At 54.9% G+C, this 22,993-nt stretch carries 14 protein-coding genes; 9 read left to right on the top strand and 5 right to left on the bottom strand.

The features are described 5' to 3' along the window. Positions 1–75: 75 nt before the first annotated feature. Positions 76–4,500 (bottom strand): PVC-type heme-binding CxxCH protein, encoded by a 4,425-nt coding sequence (locus VN12_RS02330; RefSeq protein ID WP_146675325.1) that lies wholly within the window; start codon positions 4,498–4,500, stop codon positions 76–78. Positions 4,501–4,774: 274 nt separating this feature from the next. On the opposite strand from VN12_RS02330, the gene VN12_RS02325 reads away from it, so the two are divergent. The 3 genes from VN12_RS02325 to VN12_RS02315 all read left to right on the top strand — a co-directional run bounded on the left by VN12_RS02325 (position 4,775) and on the right by VN12_RS02315 (position 7,114). Continuing rightward, positions 4,775–5,551, top strand: a complete 777-nt coding sequence (locus VN12_RS02325; protein WP_146675324.1) for a HEAT repeat domain-containing protein — start codon at positions 4,775–4,777, stop codon at positions 5,549–5,551. A gap of 163 nt (positions 5,552–5,714) precedes the next feature. Further along, positions 5,715–6,827 carry a cellulase family glycosylhydrolase gene (locus VN12_RS02320; RefSeq protein WP_146675323.1) on the top strand — a complete coding sequence of 371 codons (1,113 nt, stop codon included), beginning with the start codon at positions 5,715–5,717 and terminating at the stop codon, positions 6,825–6,827. A 71-nt stretch (positions 6,828–6,898) separates the two neighbouring features. Beyond that, positions 6,899–7,114, top strand: coding sequence for a hypothetical protein (locus VN12_RS02315; RefSeq protein ID WP_146675322.1), 216 nt, complete (start codon positions 6,899–6,901; stop codon positions 7,112–7,114). A 30-nt stretch (positions 7,115–7,144) separates the two neighbouring features. Here the strand turns inward: VN12_RS02315 and VN12_RS02310 are convergent, their stop codons facing one another. After that, complete coding sequence (locus VN12_RS02310; protein WP_146675321.1) at positions 7,145–8,071, bottom strand: hypothetical protein; 927 nt, start codon at positions 8,069–8,071, stop codon at positions 7,145–7,147. Between the two features lie 352 nt (positions 8,072–8,423). Here VN12_RS02310 and VN12_RS02305 point away from each other — a divergent pair, with 352 nt between their 5' ends. Next, the gene (locus tag VN12_RS02305; RefSeq protein ID WP_240491293.1) at positions 8,424–9,233 is read left to right on the top strand and encodes a DUF1080 domain-containing protein; all 810 of its coding nucleotides are present in this window, start codon (positions 8,424–8,426) and stop codon (positions 9,231–9,233) included. A 16-nt stretch (positions 9,234–9,249) separates the two neighbouring features. Here the strand turns inward: VN12_RS02305 and VN12_RS02300 are convergent, their stop codons facing one another. Together VN12_RS02300 and VN12_RS02295 are read right to left on the bottom strand one after the other, a co-directional pair. Next, positions 9,250–10,923: a DUF5722 domain-containing protein gene (locus VN12_RS02300; RefSeq protein WP_205855168.1), complete on the bottom strand. Its 1,674-nt coding sequence runs from the start codon at positions 10,921–10,923 to the stop codon at positions 9,250–9,252. Beyond that, the gene (locus VN12_RS02295) at positions 10,923–12,281 is read right to left on the bottom strand and encodes a sigma-54-dependent transcriptional regulator (RefSeq protein ID WP_409994294.1); all 1,359 of its coding nucleotides are present in this window, start codon (positions 12,279–12,281) and stop codon (positions 10,923–10,925) included. The genes VN12_RS02300 and VN12_RS02295 overlap by 1 nt, the downstream gene beginning before the upstream one ends. Before the next feature lie 206 nt (positions 12,282–12,487). On the opposite strand from VN12_RS02295, the gene aroH reads away from it, so the two are divergent. Further along, positions 12,488–12,937: a chorismate mutase gene (gene aroH / locus VN12_RS02290; protein WP_146679758.1), complete on the top strand. Its 450-nt coding sequence runs from the start codon at positions 12,488–12,490 to the stop codon at positions 12,935–12,937. 61 nt (positions 12,938–12,998) lie between these two features. Here aroH and VN12_RS02285 read toward each other — a convergent pair whose 3' ends face one another. Continuing rightward, on the bottom strand, positions 12,999–13,505 hold the full coding sequence (locus VN12_RS02285) for a hypothetical protein (RefSeq protein ID WP_146675318.1): 507 nt from the start codon (positions 13,503–13,505) through the stop codon (positions 12,999–13,001). Between the two features lie 280 nt (positions 13,506–13,785). Between VN12_RS02285 and VN12_RS02280 the strand changes: the two genes are divergently transcribed. From VN12_RS02280 to VN12_RS02265, 4 genes are read left to right on the top strand one after another with little or no spacing between them, the layout of a single operon-like run. After that, complete coding sequence (locus VN12_RS02280) at positions 13,786–15,996, top strand: multiheme c-type cytochrome (protein WP_146675317.1); 2,211 nt, start codon at positions 13,786–13,788, stop codon at positions 15,994–15,996. A gap of 18 nt (positions 15,997–16,014) precedes the next feature. Next, positions 16,015–17,805, top strand: a complete 1,791-nt coding sequence (locus VN12_RS02275; protein ID WP_146675316.1) for a hypothetical protein — start codon at positions 16,015–16,017, stop codon at positions 17,803–17,805. Between the two features lie 10 nt (positions 17,806–17,815). Then, the gene (rarD, locus tag VN12_RS02270; protein WP_168164160.1) at positions 17,816–18,712 is read left to right on the top strand and encodes an EamA family transporter RarD; all 897 of its coding nucleotides are present in this window, start codon (positions 17,816–17,818) and stop codon (positions 18,710–18,712) included. Between the two features lie 33 nt (positions 18,713–18,745). Beyond that, positions 18,746–22,969, top strand: coding sequence for a neutral/alkaline non-lysosomal ceramidase N-terminal domain-containing protein (locus tag VN12_RS02265; protein WP_168164159.1), 4,224 nt, complete (start codon positions 18,746–18,748; stop codon positions 22,967–22,969). Positions 22,970–22,993 lie beyond the last annotated feature (24 nt).

Below are 22,993 nucleotides of genomic sequence, written 5' to 3'. Positions count from 1 at the left end.
GCGCTGGCTTACGAGCCAGTTCGCTAGCTTACGAGCCCTAACCTAGCGCACGGCGATCTTTCGCCATACTCAGGCTCACTTTGCCTTTTGCAGCGTCGTGAGGTACTCGACGAGATCCACGAGTCCTTGATCCGAAACCAGTTCATGAAGGTTTTCGGGCATGAGCGACTTGTCTTGCTTCTTGAATTCATCAACATTAGGCCGCGCGACCGTGTGCTCGATCCCCTTTGCGTCCTTCAGGGTGATCGATTGCGCGGTTTCCGATACGAGCAACCCCGTGATCACTTCATCCTCGTCCGTCCGGAGGGCGTAGGCTTCGTACGCGTGACTTATCCCCGCGCTGGGGGCCAAAATGGACAAGTACATCGCGTCCTTCGAAAGTTTGCTCCCAATCTCACTCAAGTTCGGGCCGACATTCTTCCCATCGTTTCCAACGATATGGCATTGTGAACAGGTCGCTGCACCAAAGTAGATCCCTTTTCCTCGATCCGCATTTCCTCTTCGCTTCACCAATTGGTCGATCGAAGGTAATTCTTTCTGGGACCCTTCGGCCTTGGGAAATAGCTTTTGAGCTTCCTCTCGTATCGACGCTTCGCTCGAGCTTCTCAGGGTGCTCGCAACCAATCCCAGTGCTTCCGACGGAATGGCCTGCTTTTTCGCCAGCTCTAAGATAAAGGGTTGCGTGCTCTTGTTACGAGCCAATGCGATGGCCGCCTCCGCCTTCACTCCTTTGGTCGCGGTATCGGACTCCAAGAGCGATCGTTGCAGTTCCAGCCATTCACGCTTTGTTCCCAAGGAAACGATTCGGGCAATCGACAAATCCAGTTCGGTCGGCTTGTCGGAAGCAAGCCGATTCAATAGGGACTGGCGATTCTTGGCATCCGTCGCGTAAATTTCGAGCGCTTGCAATCCCTGGGAAGTGGCCCCCCAAGCGGCCGCTCGTTCCAGAATCAACGCGTCTAAACGCGGGACTCGTACCTTCCGCAAAACCCGCAATTGAGCAGGATCATCCCCCATCCGTTCGACATACCGTGCGACACTCGCGAGAAGGAGAGGATCCAGATCGTTCGCAACGCGATCGGTTCGCAAAAGACCCTCGACAACCAGTGAATCGGTTCGTTCGCTCGCCGGCGAAGCTTTCATCGCGTTCAAAAGAGATTCGATGCCCTTTTCGCGAGCGCTTTTCTCTTGGAAGTCCAGAGTGCGGAGCATCGGCGAGATTTGTGAATCGGGAAGGCTCGGTGATTGCAGGGCTGCAATTTGCAGTCCTGCTCCTTTGCTACCGCGCGCCCGCCACACGATACCACGAGACGATGCGGAGGCCATATCCGGTTTGGTGGCCAACCAAGCATCGATGCACTCGTCCCATCGATCCATCGCAGCGATCCCCAAGGCCTCTAAATACCATCGGTCCTTGCCATCGAATCGAGCCGCCAATTTTGACCAGTAGCTGGGTCCCTCTTTCGATTTGTCTTCGCGCAATGCAACACATAGTTCGCGAAGAACCGCTGTATCGGAATCGTCCAACAAAGTTGGAACGAATTCGTTCGTTGGCAAGCGATGCTGTCTAGCGATACGAATACCGGTGATCCTCACATTCGGATCGGTGTCACTCGCCGCTTGATCGACAATCTGCTTGGGAGACTGGATGCGAGCCAGAATCCAAAGTGCACGAGCGCGATAGCGAGGGTTGGGATCCTTTGCCATCGATTGCAACGATGGGACGGCTTGCTGTGCCATGCCGGTCAAGGCTTTGAAGGCCATATACCTAGCCGAATTGTTGGGACTCTTCAACGCCTCGATGGCTCCCTCGGCCGTGCGAAAGTCATAGGTAGGAACTCGGTAAGGTGTCTTCGGAGGAGCTACACGGAACAATCTTCCTCGCTCCATGTCCTCCATATTGTGTCCGCCTACTCCTGGGTCATACCAATCGGATACGAAGAGTGATCCGTCGGGCGCGACCGATACGTCCGCAGGCCGAAACCATCGATCGAACTCGCCGACAATGATGTCCTCAATCGTAGCCGAGTAACCCGCCCCTTCTTTTTGAGCGACATAAGCTCTCACCACATTCGGCCCCGCATCGGTGTGAATGACCTGATTGCGATAGCGTTCAGGAAGCAGCGAGCCCTCGTATACGGTTATCCCGGTTGGCGATCCCGCCCCGGTGATCAACATGGTCGGAACCACGCCGGGATCGTTGAGGTGCCAATGCCGTTGTGGGATCTCTGACTCCCAGTTGGTTCGCTCTGCCTGCCAGCCGGCACCCGTGGCCTCGTCCACATAGCCGTAATTGCCAAACTCCATCACGAAATTGATCCGCGTCGCACGGTTTCCATCGTCGTCGTTATCCGATTGCCACAGCGAACCGAACGAGTCGACGGCAACTTCGTAGTTATTTCGAAAGTTATGCCCGAGAACTTCCATGTCGCTCAAATCTTCATTGCATCGGAATACCATCCCTTGGCGATAGGGGGTACCGGAGTCGTTAATCTTCCTTCCCCATCGATCCAAGATCGGGTTTCCCGCGGAATCGCAAAGTTGTTGACCGGTGTTCCCAAAATTGAAATAGAGCTTCCCGTCGGGCCCAAAAACAAAGGAGTGCACCGAGTGATCGTGCTGGGGTTGCCCCGTTTTGGTCAAGATCTGAGACTTTCGATCGGGCACGTCATCTCCGTTTTCATCGATGAACTCCAGTACGTAAGGTGCCGCACTCACGAGGATTCGATTACCGAGGACACACAATCCGAGGGCGGAGTCGATATCGCGTCCCTGATAAAAGACCTTGGTCGTATCCACGACACCGTCGTGATCGGTGTCTTCCAAAATAAGAATTCGATCTCCTTCCGGTCGATCGTTTTGGTGGCGGCGATAATTCACCACTTCGCAAACCCAAATTCGTCCGCGATGGTCGATGTCAATATTCGTGAGGCTCTTTAGCATGGGCTCCGATGCAGCCAAGGATGCTTGGAGCCCATCGGCTACTTGTAACCCCGCGACGGCTTTGTCGGGCGTTCGATCCACAGCCTGCACCGATCCGTTCCTGCCCCAATCATTGATTCCATCGGGAACCCCTTCCGCTGCAACATGAAACCGCACCGAAGTTGTCTGCCCGTTCTGCTGCGAAACGCCCCCGTCGTCGAGCGCGCAACCCGCTTTGAAGGTCTCGTAACCAGCAGGAAGATCGAATCCGATCACGCTGAACGCGTGCGTTCCGATGCCGGAAACGATTCGGCCCCCGACCTGCATTGCCCCTCCTTCCGCGTTCGCATTCTTGCGCGGCTCTCCCCATTCTGCCGACCCCGTAAACCAATTCAGGTCGAGCAATGACTTTTCGCCAGAAGGACCGGCCAACTTCGGTTCCACCCAGTTCGACCAGTCGCATGCCATTCCATCGCGTCCCGATGACACGATCAAATAAAGCTTTTTGACGCCTCGAATGTCGACCGCTGCATCGACGCGATGTCCAGGTGTTTTGCTGGTCAAGGTATCCGTTGAGAAGAGAAGCTTTGCGACCGAAGCCTTGTCGGATCCAGCAACCGGTGCGGACGTCAATCGAAATGATTCCGCGATCTTTTTCGGATCGAAGCCTCCCGGAACCGTCTCGTCCTGATTCTCTTTGAGTTGCTCCACCGACTTCGGTGCAACCACCGCCCCCTCATCAGGGATCTTTGCTTTTGCCGTCCAGAGAATGGCGTTGGCAACCAGTTTGGTCTGTTCGGTGCGGCCCCAATTCCAGTGGAAATGTCCGCCGGTGAACCCGAACGAACGACCGCCATCGGGACGCTCTGTAGCCCACGCGACATGCTGCGGCACTTTCATCGCGACCTCTTTGCGGACGTCTGGATTTCCGCTGTGAGGACCATCGGGCCTCGACATGGTGTGCTCGGGAGCAACGGCGGAAAGGATCGGTGTGACTCCCTTCATGCCCTCGGGGAATCGCATGTGGAAGTACCATTCATCTCGGGTTTCGAAAGGCTTCACTCCTGTGGTGATCGGATGCTTGGGTAACGTGTCGAACTTCGCATCCCAATGGGGATTCACAGACCAGTTCGTTTCAAAATACCCACCCAGCCACTTGAGAAACTCGGGCCCGCCGCGATCCTTGGGAACCTCGACTGCATAATGAATACAGACGAACCCCGCTCCCCGTTCCATCTGCTTTTGAAGCCGCGGCAGGTGCGGCAAAGAGGGATGTCCGCCCCCGCCATCGGAGTAGATCACAATGGCGTCGGCTTGATCGAGCAACCTGTCGTCTTCAGGCCAACCGTTTCGCATGACGGTACAGCGGACATTGGAATCCGAGTTCTCGACCACCTCCGCGAGAATCTTGGAACCTGCAAAATGCTCATGCGACCCGTAGTCATGGCTCTGACGGCCGGCGATGAAGACCACATGCTTCTTACCGTCTTGAGCATAGCCTGCTGAACGAAGGCCCGCGGTGTGAATGCAAAGGGTTGCGACAACCGACAGGACAAAAGCGGGGATTCGTATTCGCATCGTACACAGGACTCTATTGGGAGGGCTCGGGGTTCGGGAAGGGACTGCGAGGTGGCGGAGGAAAAGGCCGGCGGAAATCGGATAGACCAACGGCCAACCCCTCAATCTGCATCGATTAGGGTATCTGGAGAAGGGGAAAATCCCAAACCACTAATGACGCGTTAACGCAAAATTGTCCTCCAACCCTGCGGCTTTCGCAACAGGTCTCATAAAAGTTGCCTGTTTGGATCGCTCCTGAGCAATTGCCCTGGATTCGAGCGATTGAGGTTTGCTAATGTCCGCGATCAAACGGTTTGTTTCCCATCTCCCCACGGGGCTTGCGTACGTGGAATTCTTAGCTTCCCAACGAAAACGGGTTTCCTCCGCCATCGCGAGCGGCTTATTGCTCGCGATCATCGGATGTACCGACGGCCCGTTTTACGAACTTAAGAAGCTGAACCCGGTCATTCAGGATCAATGGAGAAAGGATCGCGCTCGGCGGCCGGTCTACCATCAACGGGTGGAAGAGTTCCAGCTGCTTCGTACGGCGATAGCAAAATACCCGGTCGAAGAGCAGCGCCGATATATCGAGCTCCTAGCCAATACAGCCAAAGCGGAAACCAGCCCCGATATTCGTCGGCACATCGTTCTGGTGTTGTCTGAAGTGCTGGAACGGCCAGACGCTATGATGGTCGTGACGGAACTATCGAAGGACAAAGAAAGCAAGGTTCGGCTCGAGGTCGCCAAGGCGCTTCGAAATAGCAGTGATCCGATTGCCACCCAAGCTCTCTTGTCCATGGCTGCATCGGATAAGAGCGATGTGGTGCGAAACATGGCGGCGGAGTCGTTGGGAAATCATAAAACCGAGGATGTGAAAAGCTTCCTCGCCAAACAATTGGACTCGAAGCAACCCGGGGCTCAATACGCTGCGTATCTCGCTCTCAAAGAGCAGACCGGAAAAAGCTTCGGTGGCGATGCGGCCAAAATGCGAGCCTATCTCCAGGGGGAACCGGTCGACGAAGACTCTCCGAGCTTTCTCGCTTCCCCCATCGACTTCTTCTTGGGGCGATAAGGCCCACGGTGTGTCCTGGGTCTGCTGTTCGAACGCGCCAGTAACCGTTTCATCTTGGCTCCCGCTTCCAGCCGAGGAGTCGATGTGCCCATTCCTGGTATACTTCACTGCGAGTGAGATCTTTCAGGGGATGAACGCCGTGCGCAATCCAAGGACTTAAAATATGCAGTGCAAATTCTATGCGATCGCGAACGTCTTGCTGGTTTCTGTTCTCGGCTTGCGATTCGCAGGCGCGGACGACGGGCCTACGAGTCCGTCGATCGATCGAGCGACGAAGATGGAAGTCATTCAAGTTTCGAAAGACAAAAAGGGTTTTGTGTTGCACCCTTCTGGCGAGAGGTTTGTTCCTTGGGGGCACAATTACGCTTCCGTGGATATTCTCAAGCGGCTGGAGGAGGACCCGGCTCGCGTCCAGCGCGAGTTCGAGGAGATGAAGCAGTCAGGCACAACAGTCGCGCGCATCCATCCCGAATTGCCACGCATTCTCGACAAGCCCGATGTTGCCAGCGAAAAGGGGATCGCCGGAATTCAGCAGTTGCTGGCCATCGCGGAAAAGACAGGCATCTACCTCAAGATAACCGGGCTTGCTAACTACACGATCGCGGACCGTCCGGAGTGGTACGACAAACTTACTGACGACGATCGCTGGCGGGCTCAAGCGTTCTTCTGGGAAACGATCGCTCGAACTTGTAAAGATAGTCCTGCTGTCTTCGCCTACGATTTGGTGAACGAACCGGCGGCAGCGGGCAAGCCTGAAGATGGCTGGTATTCGGGGCGCATGGGGGACGTGGAATTTTGTCAGCGATTGAGTTTGAACGCCGGCAAGCGAACGGGGGACGAGATCTTTCGCGCGTGGATCGCACGTATGGTTCAGTCGATTCGCGCGCAGGATTCGTCTCACATGATCACAATGGGGTTGCTCCCGTTTCCAACTGCTTACCAATCGTCTGCCGAGGAACTCGACTTTGTTTCGCCCCACCTCTATCCCAAAACCGGCAAGGTTGCTGAGGAACTGGCGCTGCTCAAGAAATTTGCGTGGGACAAGCCGATTGTGATCGGTGAGACATTTCCACTGAGTTGCAGTCCTGAGGACTTGCGAGAGTTTCTGCTGAAAAGTCGAGGGGTTGCTGCAGGTTGGATAGGGCATTGGCCAGACGAATCTCCGGCGGCATTAATGGAGCTAAAGCAATCCGGAAAAGCAACCATTCAGAACGCTATCTGGCTAGCCTGGGTAGAGCTCTTTCGCGAGCTTGGGCCATCCATGCAGTCCGAATGAGTGGAGATCGGGGGGGGCTTTAGAAACGAAGCTTGAGTGACCGACGGGGGTTTGTTGAAACGATGGAAAGCATGGCAGTTTGGAAAACGGGGCTCGCGTTGGCGCTGGCGATGTGGATTTGCGATCTGTGTTTCCTGTTCGGGCTCGCCGTTTTGCAAGCCACTTCCTCGATGCGCATCCCAGTTCCCGGTTGGATTGGGTTGCTCATTGTCTTGCCTGTGGTGGAGATTTGCTTCTTGATCGCCGTCGTTCTCGCCGGAAGAAGCTGCTCGCGAAAGAGCGCTTGAGAGAGGCGAAGTTCTCGAATTGGATTGGGATCAACGGCGGCCGTAGTAGCCGCCAGTCGAGGGGGGGATGGTTTGCGTGGCGGGGTTGGTCCATCCACCTGGTCCCTGTGTGGGGGGCGCGGGATAGGTGGGCTGTGTCTGCCGCTGCTGGAGAACATTCGATGTGCTTCCTGCGGGCACGAACGACCCAGGGTTCGCTAATGTTTGGTAGTTGGAGGAATATCCTCGAACGAGGTTCGGGGACGGAGCACCCGCGGCGGGGCTTGCAGGTGCGTTCAAGTAGGACGCTCCGCTAGGAAGTTGCGCCGAATACGTGGCCCCCGAGGTTGAGGGTAGGGGTGCGGCGTAGGGCTGTGAGTAATTTGGCGGCGGAACGGTGGAAGGTGTCCCTGTCGAAGGGAGGCCCGCGGACGGTTGGTTCAATTGCCAGCCCCCTGCATAGCCATTCGATGCACCGAACTGCGTTGAAGATTGGTACTGGTAATTCGGGTAGCTCGCTGCGTATGGATTTGCCAGCCCGGCCGTCGAGGGGCGGAGGTCGGGAGTTGCAGATGGAGTCTGTTGGCTACCCCACCATTGCGATGCTGAGCCGGAAAGATACTCTCCGACCCGAGATGCCAAGAGTTGGATATCGGGTTGAGAAATCAACCCCCCTGCAGTTTGCGGATTCGCGTAAGAGGACTGAGGGAAGTAGGCAGTGGGTTGGTAGTTGGGGGTCGCTCCGTGCCAACCATTGTCCGTGTATGGATTACCCGGATACGCGCCGTAAGGAGCCGAAGTTGGCGGAGGATAACCATACAGTGGCTGCGAAGGGATGTTCTGAGGAACGGGAACCGTGGAGCCGATTAGGAGGTCGGTTAATAATGAAGGATTGAGTCCAACAAGTCCGAGCGCTAAGAACCCCAGCTCGGCCCAATAGAACCGGGAATTCTTCTTACGAGTTTTGTTGATACTCATCGCTCCATGTCCTTGCCAACATTCTTTGGGTATAGCGAGTCCGAAAAGGGGAACGTTCCAGGCAGGCTGCGCTATTGCCGCGCGATAGTACAGAATGCCATGTCGCGAATCCTAGACCAATCTGAACGGTGTTGGTCAAAATGGAGAGAAAAGCGGGTTCCAACGGAAGGGAAACGAGACCGTAATCCTGTTTCCAAGCGTTCTGCATCCCCAACGTTCCCTTTGCATTCCGAATTCATCCGACTTACGATGGTGCGCGTTCGTTCACGCAGGTCGGCACGAGTGGAATGATTTCCTTTTGTGTTGCCCTCTAGCCTTTCCAGATCCCCCAATTTCTCTCCGTGAGGCCACTATGCAACGTTGCTCAGACAAACTTCGTTCCGTTTCAAAACAATTTGGAGCGCTCGCCGCCCTCTTCGCTCCTTGCCAAATGGTGACTGCACAGGAATACATCAACGGGATTGAATGGAAGGAACCGTCTCTCGTCACGCCTGGAGCGACGAACGATTTACCACCTTCCGATGCCGTCGTTCTATTCGACGGAAAGGATCTTTCGCACTGGAAAAACGCATCGGGTTGGAAAGTGGATGCGGGATCGATGGTCGCAGGCAAAGGAGCCGTGACCAGTGTCGAAGAGTTTGGAGATTGCCAAGTGCACATCGAATGGTCTGCCCCAACACCTCCCAAAGGGGACGGACAAGGGCGGGGCAACTCCGGGGTATTCCTGATGGGAATTTACGAGTTGCAGGTCCTCGATTCGTACCAGAATAAAACCTACTCCGATGGCCAAGCGGGTGCGATCTACAAGCAAACGCCACCGATGGCCAACGCCATGCGCAAACCGGGCGAATGGAACACCTACGACATCTTCTGGACCGCACCTCGGTTCAAAGAGGATGGTTCGCTTCAATCTCCCGCTTACATCACCGCCATGCACAACGGCGTCTTGATCCTCAATCACTTCGAATTGAAAGGCGATACTCCCTTCAATCGTCCGCCCGCCTACAAAAAGCATAAAGACAAAGGACCTATCACCCTACAAGATCACGGCAATCCCGTTCGCTTTCGCAATATCTGGGTCCGAAACCTGGAACCGGTCGAAGGTAAACAAACTCGCAAGCCGTTCTTGCGAAATGGCAACAAGGAAACCGAAATCGAATAGTTATTTCGCGTAAGCGCTACGGGAATGGGTGAACGGCTTCGTCCCACGACGAGAGCCCAATCACTTTGAGATAGGGCATCGACACGTTTTCTTGCGTGTCGGTGCCCAACGATCGATACAAATGCCAAATCGGTTTTTTGCCCAAGGGTCCCTCGGGATCATTCGGTAGCTTTCTCAATCCGATTTTGAGTCCCCCTTCGTCGGGATGGTCCACCCAGTTGTGATAATGCCAGACTTGAATGGCAGGCAATCGCTGGATCTTGTGCCAAGCCAATGCCATCCCAGCCGCTTGATTCGCTAGGTCCGAGTCGGAATAGCTCCGGGAATTGAATCCGTTTTCGCTCAAATGGATCTTCCGTACTGCACCCTCAAATCGCATCGTGTCGCGACGCATGAAGGCATCGAGGACTTCTAGATTTTTCGGCGTAATCTTGGCCGTGTTCCAATCCCAAGTGGCTTGGCTGTCTTGCCAAGTCTTCGGCTCAAACAAGTCCTGCGGGTAGGGATGGAATGCGAGCCCCCATTTAAATTCTCCCTCCGCCTCCTCAAAGAGATCGAGAAGTTCCAGCATGCGTCGAGAACCATACGCATAGGGCTCACCCGGAATCGACCAGTGATGGGTGAGAGAGATGAATGCGTCCCCGTGCGGATCGTATTGGCGCGTGGCAAGGTGCATCAGTCGCATGGAACGTTGGTAAAGATCCATGTACGCAAGATCGGACTTCTTACCAGCGTTGGTCCATACCCATCCGAAATCGACTTCATTGTGCATGATCCAGTGGTGGACACGTCCAAATTTGCCATCGGTACGCGACCATCGCTCCGCGATTAAATTGTAGAGCGCGGCGACGTAGTTTTCTCCTTCCGGCGTTGCGACATTCGGCATCGCATAGGTTCCATCGGCGGTCGCATCGGGATGCGCGAGCAGACTTCCTTCCGCTTGATTCGGATCGCGAATGTTATTGATCAAGAGGATAGCGGAGACCATCACGTTGTTCTGCTGCGCTAGTTGAAAAGTCCGGTCGTAATCGTGCAGAACCGACTCTCGGAGGTGATAGGTTTTACCATCCCAAATATAGGGCACCGTATCGGACGCCGGTTCCAGTCGCAGTGCGTTATGGAGTCCAGCCACATTAACGGTAACAGATCCGATCCCCAATTCTTTTAACTCATTCTCCAGTCCCGGGCCGCGATTCGGAGTCCACCCACCGAGCCCCTTTTGCGTAGTCGGTCTTGCCGCAGGCAAATCCGGAGCGCGGCAATCGATCTCGTCCGCATATCGGCCTCGCGAAGCGATCGACCATTGTTCTCCCTTTTGCTTTACAACATGCCAACGACGAAATAGTCGATCCCGTCGATGGGCAGGATCCCCCTCCAAACGCTTGACTTTCCATTCGAAAGCGCCTTGAGCATCGAAGCGGATCGGCTCAACATTCGCATCGAGCGGGAGATCGATCCGCGATGCGTGCAGTGGAAGTGCTGCGAGCCCGTAAGCAGTCGCATCCGGCTCGATTGCAATACTCCCCCGGACCGAGATCGAGTCCGAAGCTACTGCAATCCGATCGATCTTCCCATCAAACTCTCGCTTCATAGATTCGAGGATCGCTGGGTCTGAATCCGTCCAAGCGTGCGCTGTGATACATGGCAACCACAGAATTAACAAAAAGATGCACCGAAAAGCTTGCGGCATTATTGGCTTTCTTCTCGATACTTGTCGAGCTTGCGGTAAAGGGTGCGAGCGCCGATACCGAGGATTTTGGCTGCCTCTTCTCGGTTACCTGCAGTGATTTTCAGCGTTTCTTCGATGGCCCATTGTTCGATTTCATCCATCGTCTTCCCCACCAACTCCGAATTACCAATCGCCAGCGGCATGTTAGGCATTTCGATCGTGTTCGTCGCGCCTAGCGTATTGAGCGAAGAATCACTGTCGTCCATCAACTCGGGAGGCAAGTCGTCGATGTCGAGTTTTCCGTCGGTATCGAGGACAACCATGGTTTCGACAAAGTTGCGTAGCTGACGAATGTTTCCCGGCCAGGCATACGCAAAGAATTTTTTCGTCACTGCGGGCGTGAAGTTGCATGGCGCGTGATTGTGCCGACGAACGAATGTCTTTCGGAAGTGATCCATGAGTGGGATGATGTCGTCACGCCGATCTCGCAGTGGAGGCAGATGCACTGTGACTACTTTTAGACGATAGAAAAGATCATTGCGGAATTGCCCCTCTTCGATCATCGCCTCGAGGGGCCGGTTGGTTGCAGAAATCAATCGCACGTTGACCTTGATCGGTTTGTTATCTCCGACGCGCGTGATTTGATGCTCTTCGAGCACACGCAGCAGTTTGATCTGCGTGCTCATCGGCATATCACCTACTTCATCGAGAAACAACGTACCGCCGTCGGCGTATTGAAAGGCTCCTTCGCGATCGGTCACCGCGTCGGTAAACGATCCACGAACGTGACCGAACATTTCGCTCTCGACCAAGTTTTCGGAGACGGCGCGCACATTCAATGCGACCATGCGCTTCCCTTTACGAGGACTATTTTGATGGATCGCGCGGGCGATCAATTCTTTCCCCGTACCGCTTTCCCCGGTGATCAGCACCGTGGCGTCAGTGGGGGCAATTCGCTTCAATCGATCGATGAGTTGCTGCATTTGCGGGCCGGCGTAGACGATCCCTTCGAAGCCGAATTTCTCATCCAGGCGCCGCCGGAGCTCCACGTTCGTTTGTTTGAGCTGTACCGCTTCGATCGCTTTCGCCACGATCGCTCGAAGTCGATTCGGGGTGATTGGTTTTTCCAGGAAATTGAAAGCACCCAGTTGCATCGCCTCCACCGCTTTGGAAACGGTCGCGTGCCCCGTAACCATGATGACTTGGCTCTCGGGAAGCAGTTGTCGGGCCATGGCCAGCACCTGCATGCCGTCAAAGTCGTTCATCATCAAATCGGTGATGATGACATCGAAGGTGTTTTGTTCGAGATGCCGCTTCCCCTCGGGGCCGCTCGTCGCGACGGTGCATCGATAGCCTGTCTTTTCCAAGCTCTCGAACATGGCTTGGGCGAGCGCAGGATCATTGTCGACCACCAGGATCGAGAAGGACTTGGGATCGAGTTCGGCGAGCGTTCCGGATTCGTTCGGACCGGATTGCGTAGTTTCGTCGATTTGCATGGCAAGTTGACTTTGCAGGGCGACTGAAAGGTTGTACTTTGACGAGATTGAATTTTCGTCAATTGCAGGGATTTGAAAAGGACAAACGGATGGACGGGGGCAAGCTTTGTCGCGGCGTACGCGGGGCAACGACTGTCGAGAGCAACTCCAAAGAAGCGATTCTCAAAGGAACGCGTCAGTTGCTGGCACTCATGATTCGCCGAAACGAAATTGCCCAAGAAGACGTAGCGAGCGCAATTTTTACCGTCACTCGAGACCTCAATGCAGAGTTTCCCGCCCTCGCGGCGAGGCAAATGGGCTGGATCGATATCCCCCTTCTATGCGGGTACGAAGTCGACGTTCCCGGTTCGCTCGGGGCATGCGTCCGAATTCTATTGCATTGGAACACGTCGAAGTCCCAAAAGGAAATCCACCACGTTTATATTCATGACGCGATCGCACTTCGCCCGGATCTCAACAAACTACCACCCGTCGATTGGAACGAACTGGAGGAGTGGATCGCCAGCCAACTCTCCACCGGGAAGTCTGGCAAACCTTAGTCGATAGGGTCGGACTTTCCAAGAGCCCATTTTCCAATCGTCCAGCTCCGTACAGGAGCCCTCAGTAGGGGGCCTGCCCGGTAACAAGACTCGCGAGTGCCTTCCAGACCGAGGTGACGGCATCGCAAATCAATTTGGAGGTACCCCACTGACCTCCCCAAGCGGGCATGATCAAGATCGAAAGCAGAATCGTCCCCAAAAAGACGACGGCAAGCGTCCCGTCCAAGGGGGTCGTCGAGGCGAGCGGCGTCGATCGGCCGAACCATCCATCCTTTTGAATCTTGGGCGCCGTCAATTCTCGAAGCGGTTCAAATTCCAAGTCAACAAGTTCGTTCTGGCTGATCCATTTGTGCTTGCACAATACCGACCACAACATGTCTTGATAGAAAAATCGAAACTCGCCGCCTACTCTTACTTTTTGTGCGAGGGATCGTGATACGCGAACCGTAAACATGTCGCGGCTCTGCTCCACCACCTGAACAGGCTTCTTCCTCGAACCTAGCTTGAGCCATGCACCCGATTGCGTGTCCGCAATCTTGCATCGATAAGCAGGCGAATGATCGATCATGGTAAAGCTCCATAAGGCAACTCGATTCAAGCAGTGAAACCTGCAACCGTCCTCCTAACCTTGGGTTTCCCAGCACGCGAGGACGTAGCTTCGGGACAAAAACAGGTGAATTTTCCTGCTTTGATTGGAAAGCTTTGCCGGATATAGAACTTGGGGTAGTTGAGGGACCCCTGTCGCTTTTTCCTGTCGTGCTTCATGTAGTAGGAATTCTGTGGATAACGGGTTTGGCGGTCGATCGAATTGAACGGATCGTGTGCCCCTTCGACCTCCCGGATAGCCGATGACCGCAATGCCCCTGCCCCTTCGAACTGTTCCATTCGCCTTGTTGCTGGCTTGGCAGCTCGCATCGTGCAGCTGGGCACAAGTGCCTGGGATTTGTACTTCGCCAGACAGGAACGCTTGGACCGCCGACGAACAGGTCCTGAGGAAATGGCTGGAACAGCGAAAAGATCCTGCAAAAGCCTCGGGGCCCGCTATGATCGTTCAAACTCCGGCACCGCAGTCCTCGCCGTTTGCTCCACCTACTTTTGCACCACCTACTTTTGCTCCGCCAACGTTTGCTCCGCCAACGTTTGGCCAAGCGACGGCGGTCGGCCAAACGCCCATTCACCCCTCGGGGACGATGGTCGCACCCCACTCGATCGCACCCCACTCGATCGGGGCCCACTCGATCGGGGCCCGAAGCATTTCGTATTCAACGGGGCAAGACGACGATTTGCTCGTGACTCCGACTCCACAGGCCGACGCGGACCCGCTATCAGGTCTTGGTCCCGATGCCAAACAAGAGATGGAACGGGCTCAGTCCGCCGGCAGCGCACCGAACACACCGGACGGAGTGGATCCTCACTGGGAAATCTTCGCCAAAGAACGTTACCCCTCTGCCATCCAGTGCGCCAAATGCCACCAGAAGATCTACGACGAGTGGCGTGTGAGCGGACACGCCTATGCGGCGGTTTCGCCCATGTTCACGCGGTTTGAACAGAAAGTTGCAGAACTGACCCGCGGGACTTCAGGTACGTTTTGCCTTCGCTGTCACGCGCCCGTCGCAACCCAAACCGATTTCCCACGCGATGCGGCAATCTTCGATGGCCCTGCCGTCTTTCGTGAAGGAATCACCTGCATCGCATGCCACCGCGTCGTCGAACGCTACGGACGAGTCAACGGTGAACGACGAATTGAAACCGGGAGCGAGGTCGACCCCGTTGTCGGAAATCTCGGTGGAGACGGAGTGCAAGCAGTCATCGCAGACAAGGACCATTTCAAAGTCAAAACGACCCTCGAGGACAAGCGATCGCTCCAACCCATTCACAATGGGGCGATTCAGTTTGAACAACTCTCCGATAGCTCGTTCTGCGCTGGCTGCCACCAAGTCGTCGTGCAACCCGGTATCGGTCTGGAAATTGTTTACCAGCAGTACCGACAAGGACCCGCGTGCAAAAAAGGTGTTTCTTGCCAGGACTGCCACATGGGTGCAGTCCCTGGTAAAGCGATGGGGTATACCTACGGCCCGGCTGCAGAAGTCGACAAGAAAACAATTCATCCGCAGCGTAAGCATGCGAACCACGTTTTCTATGGCCCCGCCTATCCCTTAGCCCATCCAGGCCTGTTCCCGCACAACGAGAAATCGTTTCGTTGGAAACCAGATCAATGGTTGCAATTTGATCATCGCCAAGGCTGGGGGACCAAGGACTTTGAGGAGTGGGTCGCGCGCAATCCTTCATCCTACGCTTTCCCCGATGCTTGGAAATTGGCGCAGGAACGCATTGATGCTCGCAAAGTCATCGACGAGAACCAAAAGCTTCTCGACTACAAGCGACAGACGGCAGTGGAGATCCTGGAGAATGGATCGCAAATCAATGGACCCTTCTTCAGCGGGTCACCCATGGCAGGTAAAAGTCTCGACTTCCATTACGTAGTGTGCAATACAAGCGAAGGCCACAACATGCCGAGCGGCTCCCTCGGTGCACAACCTCAACTTTGGCTCAATGTGGTCTTGATCGGTCCTCAAGGAAACAGGATCTGGGAATCAGGTGACCTCGATAGCAACGGCGATCTCCGCGATCTCCATTCTCTGGATGTTCGGGCGGGACGTATTCCACGCGATCCCCAGCTCAAGAACTTCCAAACCAAGTTCCTGATCACCAATATCAAAGGGACCGAACGCGAGATGTATTTGCCGGTCAATGTGGACATCGATCCGTTGCCATTCTTTCGGCCCGGCACGGTTCCATACACGGTTCTCAATCACCCACCGTTTATTCGGATGGAAGCGCATAGCATTCCACCGCTTGACTCGCGAACCGCCAAATACTCGGTGCCAGCGGACCTGCTCACGCAAAAAGGTACCTATCGTTTGAGCGTTCGCCTGCGAAGCCGTGTGGAACCTCCCTACTTCTTGCTCTTTTGCGATGGAACGCCCGATATGCTCACGTCGCTCAACGAGGCCATCTTGGACGTACATCCTTATTCCACGGAATTCACCATCCGGTAAAGGAACGAGGATCCCAACGTGCCACCACTATCGATTCAACATAAAATCGCAGAGATGCACCGAAGTATTTCCTGCGGTGCAATGCGGTCTTGGATTGTCGCAGGTCTAGCCTGGGCTATTGCGTCAACACCGGCCACGGCGCAGAACTCTGCCGCGGATCCTTATGGATCGATACAAACGGATCTTCCGATCAAGCCACCTTCTGGTCAGACGCTGCCGTGGAAATCAAAGGATTCGAATTCGTTGCCGAGTGCCTCGTTTCCCTCTTTGTTGAATGGTTCCGACACATCATTGGTCGGAGCCCCAAGCAATTTGCAGGAAGGGGAACTGCTCGAAGAGGGCGACGCGAAACCGGTGCCGGCAAGCATTCCGAGACTCGACGAGCCCATGCTGTTCACATTGCCTGAACAACGGGTGGCGACGATGTCGCAGCGTGCGAACGCTGTTCCTTATCAGGCTTGGGACTTCACTCCCAATCGGCATGTCCCGCAGCCGTTGGATCCTGGACGCGAAATTGAGACGTATTACGGAAAGTCGCTCGTGGAAACCCAGAGGCCTTGGGTGGAGTGGTGGAGGCCATTTTATACGGGCGGCATGTATGACCCTGGGAAGGAAGTCTTCAGCGATGTCAATCTGCTGACTCCGTCCTTCTTGGTCTACGGCGACTACCGGACGGGCGTTGGGGCGCACCGGGTAGGGGGGCAAGACGTTCAAAACTGGGCCCACCGATTGAACTTGGACATGGATCTTCGGTTCACGGGGACCGAGCGATTTCATATGTTCACGGGGCCGCTTGATCATAATGGTCGGTTTACCCGTTTGGATTTCAGCAATGGAGATATCGAGTTCGAGGAGGAACTTGACTTCCAGCCCGACACGGCGTTCTTTGAAGGGGATTTGGGAGCGATCACAGGTGGAATCATAGGCGACGATGCGCCTTTTGATTTGCCATTTACTGTAGGGCTTGTCCCGCTCCTGTTTCAAAATGGGATCTGGATGGAAGATGCTATCGCAGGGGTCGCCGTCGCACTTCCTTGGCGACACTCCCGGGCGCTGAATTGGTCGAACTTCGACGCCACATTCTTTGCTGGGTTCAATCAAGTCACCAGTCCTGCCTTTCAGAACGACAACAGCGCCGCTGCCGTATTCGGTACGGCATGGTTTGTGGAGGCCTACGATGGCTATATCGAGATGGACTATGCCTATTTGGACGATCAAGACGAATTAGGCCGTTCGTACCACAATGCGGCAATCGCCTACACGCGCCGTTATTTTGGTCGTATCTCGAATACCGTGCGTCTGATTGGGAACGCAGGGCAATCCGGACCGGTCGCGGATCGTACGGCGGATGGTGGACTGCTGATATTTGAAAACAGTTTGGTTTCCTCCCAGCCCAGCCACTTCGTCCCCTATTGGAATTTCTTTGTTGGCAATGGTCGGCCGCAAAGTGTTGCCAGGGCGGCCAATGCAGGGGGAATTCTTCGAAATGTAGGGATCAATTTCGAAACCGATGCGTTGACCGGCTATCCTACGCTAGCGTCTGATGGTGCGAACGCTTACGGGGGCGCGGTTGGATTCAATTTGCTGTCAGCCGATTTTTATCGTCAATGGATTGTCGAGTTTGCTGCGGCAGACCGATATGGCGATCCCGCGATCAGTTCGTTTGCCGGCCCGCAATACGGGCTGGGGACTCGTTACCAACAAGCGATCAACAATCGAAGTCTCTGGCGTGTCGATTTCATGAACGGGTGGTTTGACGACGCACCTAATATTTATGGCACGCGGGCTGAGTTTCGTTGGAAGTTTTGAGCGAGTCGGAATGTTTGGTATCAAAGCGGGGTATTGGCAGGCCGTTTGCGCGTATGCGCTTTGGGGAATCTTTCCTCTTTACTGGAAGGCACTCCGGCATGTGAATCCGGTGGAGGTCATCTGCCATCGGATCGTTTGGTCCCTGCTGACCCTCGTTCTGTTCGTCACCGTGCTTCGGCAATGGTCAAGCATCCGCGAAGTGCTCCTCGACGCACGACGCATGCTCCTTTGCAGTCTCGCCGCCGTACTCATCAGCATCAACTGGCTCGTGTTCATCTGGGCCGTGAGCAACGATTTTGTCATCGACAGTAGTTTAGGATATTTCATCAATCCGTTGCTCACGGTCATGTTGGCCGTACTCCTCTTCCGCGAGCGGATCACGGGACTGCAATGGAGCGCGATTCTTCTCGCGTTTGCAGGAGTAGCCATCATGACCATCGATGGAGGACGTTTCCCATGGGTCGCCTTCCTCTTGTCCACCTCGTTCGCTAGTTACGCTGCGGTAAAAAAGAAGACCACTCTTCCCGCTATCTCCGGGCTGGGAATGGAGACTGCGATTCTGGCTCCCGTTGCGATTGGGTTGATCGGGTACTTTCAGTTGTCTCAAGGCACGGCTGCGGAGCGTTCGAACTGGGATTGGGCACTTTTGGTGCTGGGGGGACCCGTCACGACTTTACCATTGGTGCTGTTTGCGTCGGCCGCCAAATCGGTTCCGTTGGTCGCGATGGGGATGCTACAGTACGTGGGGCCGACCTTGCAGTTTTTGATTGCCAAGATCCTCTTCGGCGAGGACCTGAGCTTGGGGAAATGGGTTGGGTTCGTATTGGTTTGGTTGGCTCTACTGCTATTCACCTGGGGAACGATCCTTTTAGAGAAACGGAAAGCGGCGAACGCAGCGATGGGTTAGAATGCCTCGGTCCCTTTCATGAAGGAAGATACGATGCCTGATTCCCACCTGCGACAGGTCTGTCGCTCCCACCCCGCCCTTTCGAAATCCCTGCCGTTTGCTCTGTCGATCTTGCTGCTAGCGATTTCATTCCCGATTCCCGCTGTGACCGCAGCGGAGAAGTGGCTTGCCGGTGCTGCCAAGGAAGAGATCACTCCAACCGAACCGGTCCGCTTGAGCGGTTACGCAGTCCGCACTCAGTCGACGTCCGCTGTGGCGGATCCCTTACACGTCCGAGCTCTCTATCTCGAACACTCCGGTAGCAAGCCGCTTATGTTGGTTTCCTTGGACGCGATCGGAATCGCTCCAGCAATGACCGATCAAATCACGGCGTACGCCGAACGAGAATTCAAAATAGCCAGAGCCGAAATCGCGATCTGCACAACCCATTCGCACTCCGCCCCTCACTTGGATGGCGCGATTACGAACCTTTACACCGTCCCGCAAACTCCCGATGAAGTCGAGGCGACCAAACGTTACACGGCGATGGTCGTAGAGAAAACCAAAGCCGCCATGAAAGGGGCTTGGGAGCGTCGAGCTGCCGCGATCGTGCAGCATGGAGACGATCACGCAGGTTTTGCGAAGAATCGCCGCAACGTGAAGTCTGCCTCGGTCGTAGGATCCACCGAATCCAACGACGGGCCAGTGGACCAAACGGTGCGAATTCTCAAGGTTACGAGAGAGGATGGAAGCCCGCTCGCCGTTGCATTTCAATATGCATGCCATTGCACCACGATTTCACCGGATTTGAACCAAGTCAGCGCGGATTGGGCAGGGCTCGCAGCCACTGCAATCGAAACGGATTGGAAAGGGGCCATCGCCCTCCCCATTATCGGTACAGGTGCCGATGCAAATCCCAATCCACGAGGCAGCTATGAAAACGCAAAAGCCCACGGCAAGGAACTGGCGGACTCCGTTCTGCGTGGTCTTCAAAGCGAATTAAAACAAGTCCCTGCACCGACGACGGTCACCTTTGCCTACACAGGGCTTGAGTTTGAACGGCCCAGTCGCAACAAGCTTCAGGAGATGCTGGAGAGCAAAACCTATCAAGAAAGAAATTTTGCGAAGTCGATGCAGGACATTCTGAAAAAGAAGGATCGCATCCCGGAATCGTATCCAGCGCCAGCCCATCTCTGGACCTTTGGCAACGAATTGGCTTGGATCTTCCTCGGCGGCGAAGTCGTGGTGGATTTTCAAATTCGCTTTGAACGGGAATTGAATCAATTTGCGAATGTTTGGGTAGCCGCCTACACCGACGACGTCTTCGCTTACGTTGCTTCGGAGCGAGTGCGTTCCGAAGGGGGCTACGAAGTGGACAGTTCCATGTTGTATTACAACCAACCGGGTCGCTGGGTATCGGGAACAGAAGATAAATGGGTCCGAGCAGTGCTCGATCTGCAGCGTCAAAAGCGGTCGATGGAGCAACCGCTTTCCGCAGAAGAAGGCCTCAGAAATATTCAGGTTCCAACAGGATGGCGAGTGGATCAGCTAGCCGCCGAACCGCTGGTTGAAGATCCGATCAACGTGAGCTTCGGACCCGATGGTCGCGTTTGGATCGTGGAAATGGGGGATTATCCCAGCGGGGGCGAGAGACGCGGACGCGTGAAGTGGCTGCGCGACAATGACGGGGATGGAACGCTCGATGAAAGCCATGTCTTCTTGGATAATCTGGACTTCCCAGCGGGCGTGCAAGCCTGGAGAGATGGGGTGATCGTTGCGTGCGCACCGGAAGTCTTCTTCGCACGCGATCGGGATGGCGATGGGAAAGCAGACGAACGTGATGTCATTCTATCCGGCTTTCCGGAAACTAATCCGCAACACCGTGTATACGGGTTTACCTATGGTTTGGACCATCGACTTTACTTTGGAGCCGGGGATGGAGCACGGGAAGTTCTCCTCCACAAATTGGACGGATCGACAGAAACCGTTTCCGTGGAAGGAGTGGATCTGGCACTGGATCCCGATCGACGGACCTTGACGCAAGAATCGGGAGAGACACAGTTCATTCGCAGCCAAGACGCTTGGGGCAATTGGTTTGGCAATAACAACAGTCATCCCATCTACCACTTCACCATCGACCGATTTTGGAAAGAAGGGAACACACCCCTCCCCAGATCCCTTTATCAATACGTCACCAATCCTCCTAGCACCCCCCAAGTCTTTCCGCTTAGTCTGCCTCTCGATCGTTTCAATGACCCCTACACGGCGAATCGATTCACATCGGCATGCAGCACCATATTCAACTCGAGCCCTGGTTCGGGGGACGGCATGCAAGGAGCCGCAATCGTTTGTGAAAGCGTCCATAATCTCGTGGCACGATTTCAAATGAAACCGGACGGCGTGAGTTTCAAAGCGACTCGTTTCCCCGAAGATGCACAATCCGAATGGGTACGCAGCGATGATCCCTGGTTCCGGCCCGTTCGCGTTGTCAACGCGCCGGATGGAACGGTGTGGGTCGTCGACATGTACCGCCGTGTCATCGAACATCCCACTTGGATTCCCGAGGAATGGCTTGCTCGACTCGATGTGCGTGCCGGTCAAGACCGTGGGCGTCTGTATCGAGTCTACCGCGAAGATTTCAAGCCCGCTCCGCTCCAGAATTTCCATGGAATGAAGCGATCGACATCCGAATGGATCGGCCTTCTCGGGAACGACAATCAGACCGTGGCGGAAATGGCCCAGCAACAGATGCTGTGGTATGCCGAAGAACGTCCTGAGTTAAAGGACCAATTGAAAATGGAGCTGCGGTCGGCGGCCAACGCCAAGGCGCGACTTCGAATTTTCAACATGCTGCACTATCTCGGCGCTTTGAATGATGACGATTGGGCAACCGTTTTATCTGCTCCTGAGGCGGGCCTTGTCGACTATGCGTTGCGAACGGTCGCGAGAGAAAAACTCTCCAGGCCGGGAATCGATGCGTCCTTGGGACTCCTATGCAGACGGGAAGATGTGGTGAGTTCGCCCGCTCACACCAAACACTTGTTCCTCGCTTCGCTCCATAGCCCAGCGGTCCAACCGGCCCAGTTAGCAGAATTGCTGGCGTTGCATACGAAGGTCGCTGGTTGGGATACATTGGCGATCTTCGTGCCCGATGCTCGGGTCGATACTCTCACGCAAGCCTTGCTCAATCGATCCGACGTCTTGCTCACGAAGATCGTGGATAGGTTGATGCCCCGTATCTCAACCCGCATGCAGTCGGAGCTTGTGGATACCATACGCAACTATCGCGGAGATCGTCCCGCCTGGCACTATCTCATTGCACAGCGGAACCGTTCGAATCAAAAGAATGCCAAACAAGAAGAACTGGATCTGTATGCTCGATTGAAAGTGGATGCCAAAAGTGCCTTGCATTCGGCCACAGCAAATCGGGATACTCGGTTGGCCGCTCTCGATTTCTATTGGAACTCCCTATCAGAGGCTGAAACCAAAGAACGGGAATCGCTTCTCGAGTTAGCTTCGACGCAATCAGACCAATCGTTCTCCGATGAAATATTGAGTCGGCTACTGGAGCAAGGGAAAGGCTATTGGAGTTCGATGATTCAACAATCGAGCCCCCAAAGCGATTGGAACCAGCGTGTCGCGGCGACTTTCCTGTCGCGGCCGAAATCAGCGCTCTGGTGGCTGGATCGAGCGATCGCTCGAGAGATTTCGATCGACCAAATTCTTCCAAGTCAAATTGAGAGTCTTCGAGAACAACCGGATCCTGAGATCAAGAAACGTGTTCTCACCTTGTTTGGCCCCGATGACCGGACCAATCGACAAGAGATCATCGCCTCCCTCATCGGGAACTGGCCAAAGGAAACCGATCGCGAGTCAGGCAAAGCTCTCTTTCTGCAGCACTGCGCTGCCTGTCACGCAGAACGAGAATTAGGAGGGGAGAAGATCCCAGCGATTGGTCCCCCTCTAACGGGCTTGAACCATTGGACCAATGACGCATGGGTCACGTCGATTATCGATCCAAGCCGTTCGGTGGATACCAAATACAAACGAGTCAGCTACCGAACGGAGGACGACGAGATCCTATCAGGATTGAAAGTCCGCGAGACGGACCAATCTATTGAGATCATTGGAACCGACGGTCGTATTCGAGCGATTGAGCGAAGCCGAATCGCGGAGGAAAAGGAATCGAACCTGTCACTCATGCCGGATGGTTTCGAAAAATCCCTCGATGCCCAGCAAATCGCGAATTTGATCAAGTATTTACGCAGCTCGGAATAGAATCTGTTACCGGGACAAGGGTTA

The sequence above is a fragment of the Pirellula sp. SH-Sr6A genome, from assembly GCF_001610875.1.
Taxonomy (GTDB): domain Bacteria; phylum Planctomycetota; class Planctomycetia; order Pirellulales; family Pirellulaceae; genus JBKCUI01.
The sequence above is the reverse complement of the archived record's forward strand: the minus strand, read 5'-3'. Positions and strand labels throughout refer to the sequence as shown.

Excerpts from the sequence above, each read along its gene's own strand:
- VN12_RS02330 (WP_146675325.1), bottom strand. The coding sequence starts at position 4,500 with ATGCGAATACGAATCCCCGCTTTTGTCCTGTCGGTTGTCGCAACCCTT.
- VN12_RS02325 (WP_146675324.1), top strand. The coding sequence starts at position 4,775 with ATGTCCGCGATCAAACGGTTTGTTTCCCATCTCCCCACGGGGCTTGCG.
- VN12_RS02320 (WP_146675323.1), top strand. The coding sequence starts at position 5,715 with ATGCAGTGCAAATTCTATGCGATCGCGAACGTCTTGCTGGTTTCTGTT.
- VN12_RS02315 (WP_146675322.1), top strand. The coding sequence starts at position 6,899 with ATGGCAGTTTGGAAAACGGGGCTCGCGTTGGCGCTGGCGATGTGGATT.
- VN12_RS02310 (WP_146675321.1), bottom strand. The coding sequence starts at position 8,071 with ATGAGTATCAACAAAACTCGTAAGAAGAATTCCCGGTTCTATTGGGCC.
- VN12_RS02305 (WP_240491293.1), top strand. The coding sequence starts at position 8,424 with ATGCAACGTTGCTCAGACAAACTTCGTTCCGTTTCAAAACAATTTGGA.
- VN12_RS02300 (WP_205855168.1), bottom strand. The coding sequence starts at position 10,923 with ATGCCGCAAGCTTTTCGGTGCATCTTTTTGTTAATTCTGTGGTTGCCA.
- VN12_RS02295 (WP_409994294.1), bottom strand. The coding sequence starts at position 12,281 with ATGTTCGAGAGCTTGGAAAAGACAGGCTATCGATGCACCGTCGCGACG.
- aroH (WP_146679758.1), top strand. The coding sequence starts at position 12,488 with ATGGACGGGGGCAAGCTTTGTCGCGGCGTACGCGGGGCAACGACTGTC.
- VN12_RS02285 (WP_146675318.1), bottom strand. The coding sequence starts at position 13,505 with ATGATCGATCATTCGCCTGCTTATCGATGCAAGATTGCGGACACGCAA.
- VN12_RS02280 (WP_146675317.1), top strand. The coding sequence starts at position 13,786 with ATGACCGCAATGCCCCTGCCCCTTCGAACTGTTCCATTCGCCTTGTTG.
- rarD (WP_168164160.1), top strand. The coding sequence starts at position 17,816 with ATGTTTGGTATCAAAGCGGGGTATTGGCAGGCCGTTTGCGCGTATGCG.
- VN12_RS02265 (WP_168164159.1), top strand. The coding sequence starts at position 18,746 with ATGCCTGATTCCCACCTGCGACAGGTCTGTCGCTCCCACCCCGCCCTT.